A 6,000-nucleotide genomic window follows, 5' to 3' on the forward strand; every position below is an offset into this window, starting at 1 on the left:
ATGCTTTTTCCCCTAAAGAAAACTATCTGAAGAAGATTCGCGGCTTCTACCATGACGACGGGATGAGTAATGTCATCACCGGTGTGCGCCATTGCGTCAAGTCCTGCTAATGCTCTTGGTCATGGTCGTCCTCGAGCTCCTTTCGTCTCGAGGCTCCCTCGCGTGCCCGGCCGCGGGCGGCTCCCGGGGCGGTCGCCGCCGTCATTTCCTGCCGCTCCTCGACTCGATGTAGGCGTCCACTGACGCCCTCGACACCAGGAGCTTCCTGCCGAGCCTGTACGAGTCGATCTCTCCCGACCAGATGAGGTCGTATGCCTTGCTCCGGCTCGCCCCCATGTACTCCTGCATCTCGATCACCGTCATCCACTCGTCGCGGCCCCGGTTACCCTCGGGTACCGCGCATTTCGTCGCGTGCGCCATGGTTCCTCCAATCTTTCCGCGCGATGCGCCTGCGCGGTCCCGTGTGCGTTTTCGTCTGCGCGACGATTGAACCGCCTGATGGCGCTTGACGCGCGCGACGGGAGCGGAGACGGGTCGAGGTGGGTCGAACTGGTCGCGTCTTCACGAAACGGCCATGAGCCGCGTGCCTTAGCTGGCAGCTAAGTCCCTGAAAAGTAAAAGGCGCCCATGCGGGCGCCTGCCTAGTAGCTGGAGTTGTTCGGTTGTGGTCGGAATGCTCGTCTTCCGCGGTGCTGTCGTCCGGGGTCCGGCATCTGTCGTTCGCCTCTTCTGTCGTGTTTGATGTTGCGTGTTCTGCGAGCGACCTTGCGCGGGCCTGCCGGCCCGTTGCCCCAGGTGCACCCGGATAAATGGTACCCACCCGTTGGGACGCAGCCTACTGAAAGAGTCGGTTGCGCGGCAAGGGGACAGACGAACGGCACGATGCGCGCGCCTCCGCTAGTGGGGTATCTAAACGAGGATATAGAAGCTGATATAACCGCCTGTTCGCCCAACAGGCTCGGGTATTTACTTCTACCCGAGGATAAGCTTCTCACCGACGAGGACAGGCTCGCATAAAGCCTGATTGATAAGTGCCTGAGGATCATCAACAACCAGCTCAACGCCATCTTCAACCACGCCGAGCGCTACTACAACCTTGAGAAGAACCCCGTTCACAAAGTGGACAAGATGGGCAGCAAGGAGGCCGGCGAGATGCAGTTCTGAACCAAGGACGAGTACCTCCGCTTCTCAGACGCGATCTCCGACAAGCCGCACGCCTTCTACGCGTTCGAGGTCCTCTACTGGATGGGCATACGCTGCGGCGAGCTCATGGCGCTCACGCCCTCGGACTTCCTGTTGGAGACGTCCGAGCTGCGCATAGACAAGTCCTACCAGCGCCTGCGCGGCGAGGACGTGATCACGAAGCCGAAGACGCGCAAGTCTGTGCGCACGATCAAGATGCCCGCGTTCCTCCGCGACGAGATGGCGGAGTTCATCGAGATGCGCGACGACGTCGCGCCCGACGAGCGGCTCTTCGGCTTCACGAAGCACTTCCTCGTGCACGAGATGGACCGCGGCTGCAAGGCGTCGGGCGTCAAGCGGATACGCATCCACGACCTTCGCCACAGCCACGTGAGCCTGCTCATCAACATGGGCTTCTCCGCCCTCGACATCGCCGAGCGCGTGGGCCACGAGGCCATCGACATCACATACCGTTATGCGCACCTTTTCCCCGCCAAGCGCGCGCAGATCGCCGACGCGCTCTCCGAGCTGAGGGGCGAATAGGATGCCGTGCGAGAACAGCGCCCGCAAGCGCAGCAAGACGATGGCGTTCCGCTGCACCCCGGAGGAGTACGAGCTGGTCGCCAACATGGCCGCCTGGAGCGGCATGAGCAGGCAGGACTACATCATGGCGAGGCTGACCGGGACCGAGATAACGGTGAGGCCGTCGTCGCGGACGCAGCGGGCGCTGCGCGATTCCATGAAAGGGCTTGCGGAGCGGCTCCTCGCCGTATGCGACGCCGACGAGCTCGACGCGGACCTCCAAAAGCAGCTCGCCTTGGTCATGGAGATCTTCAACGGGCTCGGCGAGGCGCCGCCGACTGGAAGGCGCGCGGCGCGCGAGAAAAGCTCCGGCGACGACCTCTTCGGGATGTCTCGGCGCTGATCCCAGGCTGCGATCGGGAGGCGCAACCGCTTCCGGGCGCAAGCGCGCGTGCCGGCGCGGCGAGGCACCGCAGGCGCGATGCGTGGGTGATCAAGGCGATCAGAGGCAATTTGATGAAAAAGGTATATACTATTTTCATCAAAAAGGAGGAATGCCATGACAGAGGCAGAGGCCATCGCCAAGCGCATAGAGAGCTTCGGCGCCGGCAGGGCCTTCACGGCCGCCGACTTCTCCGACGTCGCGGGCCGACGCAACGCCGCGAACGCGCTCGGGCGCTTGCATGCAAAGGGAGGGATCGCCCGCGCCATCCGCGGCGTCTACTACGCGCCGGAGCGCAGCGCGCTCATGGGCACCGAGGTGCCGGCCAGCGCCGACGAGGTCGTGCGCGCCGTCGCCCGTGCCAACAAGTGGATCGTCGCACCGTCCGGCGACGCGGCGCTCAACGCGCTGGGCCTCGACACGCAGGTGCCCGCAAAGCTCGTCTACGTCAGCAGCGGTCCGTACAAGCGCTACGAGTACGGGCCGTACGATATCGAGCTCCGGCACCGCGCCAACCGCGACCTGCTCGACTGCTCGCAGATCACCTGCACCATCGTGCAGGCCCTCAAGGCGCTCGGACGCGAGAACGTGGGCGACGAGGAGATCGGAACGCTCGCGCGCAACCTCACGGAAGAGCAGGCCGGCGCGTTCCTGGAAGAGTCGGCGGGGCTCACCTCCTGGGTTGCCGACGCCGCGAAGAAGATATGGGAGGCGAAGCATGGACAGGATCGCTAGGGCCTCGACCGACGAGCGCAGGCTGGTCTTCGAGGCCGCCGCGCGGAGGATGGCGCTTGCGCCGGCCGTCGTCGAGAAGGACTTCTGGGTGTGCTACACCTTGGACCACCTTTTCCACAGAAGCGGCTTCGCCGAGTCCATGGTGTTCAAGGGCGGCACGAGCCTGTCGAAGGCTTTCGGGCTCATCGAGCGCTTCTCGGAGGACATCGACCTTATACTCGATTGGCGGCTCCTGGGCTACGGCGAGAACGAACCGTGGGAGCCGCGCAGCAACTCGGCGCAGGAGCGGTTCAAGACCGACAGCATCGAGCGCACGAACGCCTTCCTGGCCGACGCCTTCGTCCCGAAGCTCAGGGCCACGCTCTCCGAGTCCCTCGACACCGAAGCGTCCGTCAGGTGCGGGGCCGAGGAGGAGACCGTGTACTTCGACCACCCGCGCTCCTACGAGTCAGCGGGCACGCTCGACACCATCAAGCTGGAGATAGGGCCCATGGCGGCATGGTCGCCCTCCGAGGAGGCGGCGATAACCCCGTACGCGGCGGACGTGGTTCCGTTCGGGCCCGAGCTGTCGACCACGGTGCGCACCGCGAGTCCCGAGCGCACGTTCTGGGAGAAGGCCACCATCCTGCACCAGGAGGCCAACAGGCCCGAGGGCAAGGCTATATGCCCAGGCGCTACTCCCGCCATTACTACGACATGTACCGCCTTGGCCACTCGTTCGTGCTCGGCCGCGCCGTGGCGCAGCCCGGCCTCCTCGAACAGGTCGTCAGGTTCAAAGAGAAGTTCTACCGCACGCCGTGGGCCAAGCTGGCCGACGCGAGGCCCGGCACGCTCAGGCTCGCCCCTCCAAAGGGCAGGCTCGACGAGCTGGCGGCCGATTACGCCTCGATGAGGCCGATGCTGTTCGGCAGCTACCCGAGCATCGATGAGATAGTCGCCTACATGGTTGAGCTCGAGGAAACCATCAACGGGCTAAGCTGATCAAGGGCGCCCCAATTCCGGGCGCCTGCCGGAATCGAAGAGGCGGAGCGGGCAACGCGACGGCTTTTCTGCCTCGGTATGGCCCTTCTATATCCTCATACACCATGCGTTCAGCCACTTCTCGTCTGCGCGGCCGGGACGTACGTCGGACGTGATGCCGATGCGGTCGACGGTCAGGTCCTCGACATCGTCGATGAGGCGGCGGAAGGACTGCTCGGTCATGTCGGTGAACCAGCGGCCGTTGCGCATGCCGTCGTGAGTGCCCAGCTTGAAGCTGAGGTAGAAACGACCGCCCGGCTTGAGCGCAGCAGCATATTTGGCGACGATTGCGGGCAGCTCCGCGGCCGGCACGTGAAGCAGGCTGCTGCAGGCCCAGATTCCGTCGTATACGCGCTCGGGCTCGAAATCGGCGAACGTCGCATGCTCCACCTTCAGACCGGTAAGCTCGCTTGCGGCCTTGGCCATCTCTGCGCTGCCGTCGACCGCGTCGACCGCGAAGCCCGCCTTGAGAAACGCCAAAGAGTCGCGCCCGCTGCCGCAGCCCAGGTCCAGGATGCGGCCGCCCTCGGGCAGCATGTCCGCAAACGCCTTCTGCAGCGCGCCGAACTCGATGTTCGCCGTGTCCGCTATGAACTTCTTCGCGTTGCCATCGTAGTAGCCGATGGTCTCTTCCGTGGCGGTCATGCTCTTCCTTCCTAGAACGCGGGCGCTTCGCGCTCCTCCGTCTTCCAACGTTCCCCTGGCAAAAGGTCCGTTGCGATTCTATCAACCTTCTTCAGGTATTATATGCGGGAGGTCATCTGGTTTGGCCGCAATGTGACAGAAAATTGCCTGTGCGCTACAGCAGCCGGTATGTGCGGCCTTCGTAGTCAATGACGCCTTCCTTGCGCAGCTTCGAGAGTTCGTTCGACAGCGCGCTGCGGTCGACGCTGAGGTAGCTTGCCAGCTTGGTCTGGCTGTAGGGGATGGCGAAGGCGCGGGTGCCGGCTTTCTTCTGCTGCTGCGATAGGAAGGCGAGGATCTTGCCCCGTATGGTCTTGGGGGTCATGGCTATGGCGCGGTGGTTCATGTCCAGGTTGCTTAGCGCCAAGGCGCGCATGAGGTTCGAGGATATGTGCGCGTGGCAGCCGCACTGCTTGGGGCAGGAATGGATGATGCGCTCGGCCTTGAGCAGCACCACCTCGCATGCCGTATCCGCCAGCACGTCGATGTCGAGGGGTTCCATGCTGCAGGCGTAGCCGTGCGCGAAAAGCGAGCCGGCTCCCAGCATCTCCAAGATCGTCGTCTCGCCCCAGGCATCCGAGACCTCGATTCGTACGCGCCCGGACAGGACGACGCCGAGGTATTCGGTGGGCTGGCCGGCGCGCATGATCCGCTCCTCCCGGCTGAAAACCCTTCTTGTCGCCCCAAGGCAAGGCAGCATCAGCTTCGCTTCGTCTTGGGTTATGCCGGCGAATAGCATCGAAGAAGAAGTAGGGATATCAAGCATTGGTTTCATCTGTAGGTTCTACAACAGAAATGTATTTGATACCACAGTATAGCGTAGTTGCTTCGAAAACACACCCCCGAGTAGAGGAGCGCGAAATGACTGACGAGAACATGTTTTGCTTCCAGTGTGAGCAGACGGCGGGATGCACCGCCTGCACCGGAGCTGCCGGCGTGTGCGGCAAGACCGCCGATGTGGCTCGGCTGCAAGATGATTTGACCGGGACATTGGTCGCCTTGGCCCGAGCCGAGAGCGGCGGAAAGGGGGATACCGAATCCGACGGGCTTATGCTGGAGGGCATGTTCGCCTGCGTGAGCAACGTCAGCTTCGACTCTAAGGCCATTGCCGCTCTTGAGCGTCGCGTTCGCGCGAAGGCTATTTCCCTGGGCGAATTTAGCTCGTACGACATGGGCTTGCTGTGGGACGCGCAGGAGGATATCCGCTGCCTGAAGAGCCTGCTGCTCTTCGGCATGCGCGGCGTGGCGGCGTACGCCTATCATGCGCAGGCGCTGGGGAAGTCGGACCCTGTTGTGACGGCGTTTCTCTACGAGGGCATGAGGGCCGTCGGCTCCGAACTGGGCATGGACGAGCTGCTGCCTTTGGTTCTCAAGTGCGGCGAGGTCAACTTGGCCGCCATGGCCGCTTTGGAGGA

At 63.4% G+C, this 6,000-nt stretch carries 6 protein-coding genes and 2 pseudogenes; 5 read left to right on the plus strand and 3 right to left on the minus strand.

The features are described from left to right. Window positions 1-201 precede the first annotated feature (201 nt). Window positions 202-420, minus strand: a complete 219-nt coding sequence (locus Q0I65_RS08350; RefSeq protein WP_296062319.1) for a helix-turn-helix domain-containing protein — start codon at window positions 418-420, stop codon at window positions 202-204. A 615-nt stretch (window positions 421-1,035) separates the two neighbouring features. Between Q0I65_RS08350 and Q0I65_RS08355 the strand changes: the two are divergent. The 4 genes and pseudogenes from Q0I65_RS08355 to Q0I65_RS08370 all read left to right on the plus strand — a co-directional run. Further along, window positions 1,036-1,725: pseudogene (locus Q0I65_RS08355) on the plus strand (site-specific integrase); the annotation flags it as partial. A 1-nt stretch (window position 1,726) separates the two neighbouring features. After that, on the plus strand, window positions 1,727-2,107 hold the full coding sequence (locus Q0I65_RS08360; protein ID WP_296062322.1) for a hypothetical protein: 381 nt from the start codon (window positions 1,727-1,729) through the stop codon (window positions 2,105-2,107). A gap of 156 nt (window positions 2,108-2,263) precedes the next feature. Then, on the plus strand, window positions 2,264-2,881 hold the full coding sequence (locus Q0I65_RS08365; protein WP_296062325.1) for a DUF6088 family protein: 618 nt from the start codon (window positions 2,264-2,266) through the stop codon (window positions 2,879-2,881). Further along, window positions 2,865-3,773: a nucleotidyl transferase AbiEii/AbiGii toxin family protein gene (locus Q0I65_RS08370; RefSeq protein WP_296062355.1), complete on the plus strand. Its 909-nt coding sequence runs from the start codon at window positions 2,865-2,867 to the stop codon at window positions 3,771-3,773. The genes Q0I65_RS08365 and Q0I65_RS08370 overlap by 17 nt, the downstream gene beginning before the upstream one ends. A 176-nt stretch (window positions 3,774-3,949) precedes the next feature. On the opposite strand, the gene Q0I65_RS08375 is transcribed toward Q0I65_RS08370, so the two are convergent. Further along, window positions 3,950-4,546, minus strand: a complete 597-nt coding sequence (locus Q0I65_RS08375) for a class I SAM-dependent methyltransferase (protein WP_296062357.1) — start codon at window positions 4,544-4,546, stop codon at window positions 3,950-3,952. 154 nt (window positions 4,547-4,700) lie between these two features. Then, window positions 4,701-5,351: a Crp/Fnr family transcriptional regulator gene (locus Q0I65_RS08380; RefSeq protein WP_296062360.1), complete on the minus strand. Its 651-nt coding sequence runs from the start codon at window positions 5,349-5,351 to the stop codon at window positions 4,701-4,703. A gap of 95 nt (window positions 5,352-5,446) precedes the next feature. Here Q0I65_RS08380 and Q0I65_RS08385 point away from each other — a divergent pair. Next, window positions 5,447-6,000 (plus strand): annotated as a pseudogene (locus tag Q0I65_RS08385) (hydroxylamine reductase); the annotation flags it as partial.

The sequence above is a fragment of the uncultured Ellagibacter sp. genome (genome assembly GCF_934643285.1).
In the GTDB taxonomy this organism is placed as follows: Bacteria; Actinomycetota; Coriobacteriia; order Coriobacteriales; family Eggerthellaceae; genus Ellagibacter.